Genomic DNA, 1,138 nt, shown 5'->3' on the forward strand with positions numbered 1-1,138 from the left:
CCATCGGCGGCTTTTTCCCACCCCATCAGCCCATCAAATCCACTCAGCGCCCCGCTAATCGCCATTGAGGTGACTAGCGATTTAACTGATGACTGACTCCCCAACTCTTTGAACGTCTTGGATAAATCCCCCTGATGCGCCACCAGCAATGAATCCGATGGGTAAATTGAAATGTTGGGATTTGACTGTTGATAATGCCAAGCTTCAAAATCCCGGTTTTTAGCCGGGATTTTGATTAAGGAAGCTGTGCAAGTAACGTATTGACTTTATTGGTATCTTCCGGGTGAAGTTGGAGATACTTTTCACAGGCTAATCTGACATATTCAAAACAGACATCTTCGCTCACAATAACTGTATCGTCTTCTTCCGGTGGATAGCCATAAGCGAACTCAACACCGTCAAAGTGTTCTTCTTCGTAATAACTATCCATATCGGGGAAATTACAGTAGGCACCATCACAGTTAAAGCCTATTTTCTTCACCAGACTACTTACTGCATCCAAAAAAACATCATCATTATACATCCTGTCAAAATAACCTTTTATCACCCAATATGGTTCTGATTCGTCATATGGTTGCCCAAAGAGTTCTTTCATTAACGTCTCCATTTTATTTGGGATGAAAATTTCTAACCGCACCCGTTTCTTGATCTATATATATCCTAAAAGTAACGCCACCAGCAGTACTGTCATACTGCCTTAACCCTTTAGATATAGCATCTTTATATCCATAGCTAGATGCCTGTTGACCAAGATCTAGTATTTTTTGATCAGAGAATATTTTGGGATCATAAATTGTCTTAGGGTATTCAGCCGATTTATATCCAATTATATTTCCAGCCCGGTCATATGCAGGTATTTGGTATTTAACTTGAGTAATACCATTGATCCCACTTGGTGTACTACTCACAATTTTCACATCATTTTGGGTTGCCGCAGAATAAAACTCATCTGCATTATGAGCCCCTTTAATGCCTGTTTTTTGTGTAAACCCATCAAACTTAGCCAGATGATCCTTCTGATTGATATTAAAGCTAATTCCTGTCGGATAAGTTGAAGCTACTTGCCCGAACTTTTTCCCCCGTACTACCCCCGCCAAAGATATCGACAACCCAAGGGCTTCTATTGTCTCTTTAGACC

3 protein-coding genes are annotated in these 1,138 nt (G+C 40.7%); all 3 read right to left on the reverse strand.

Going from position 1 to position 1,138, the window contains the following annotated elements; genetic code table 11:
• The coding region (locus AACW11_RS20885) for a DUF637 domain-containing protein (protein WP_445285833.1) at positions 1 to 143 on the reverse strand (143 nt) is incomplete at its 3' end.
• Positions 144 to 235: 92 nt separating this feature from the next.
• Positions 236 to 595 (reverse strand): ribonuclease toxin immunity protein CdiI, encoded by a 360-nt coding sequence (gene cdiI / locus AACW11_RS18180; RefSeq protein ID WP_212587051.1) that lies wholly within the window; start codon positions 593 to 595, stop codon positions 236 to 238.
• 13 nt (positions 596 to 608) lie between these two features.
• Positions 609 to 1,138, reverse strand: a 530-nt coding sequence (locus AACW11_RS18185; RefSeq protein WP_212587052.1) for a CdiA family toxin C-terminal domain-containing protein, incomplete at its 5' end; no start/stop codon positions are given.

This window comes from Yersinia sp. Marseille-Q3913, assembly GCF_963892745.1.
In the GTDB taxonomy this organism is placed as follows: domain Bacteria; phylum Pseudomonadota; class Gammaproteobacteria; order Enterobacterales; family Enterobacteriaceae; genus Yersinia; species Yersinia bercovieri.

What these genes read in the sequence shown, in the direction of transcription:
- cdiI (WP_212587051.1), bottom strand. Translation starts at nt 595, where the DNA reads ATGAAAGAACTCTTTGGGCAACCATATGACGAATCAGAACCATATTGG.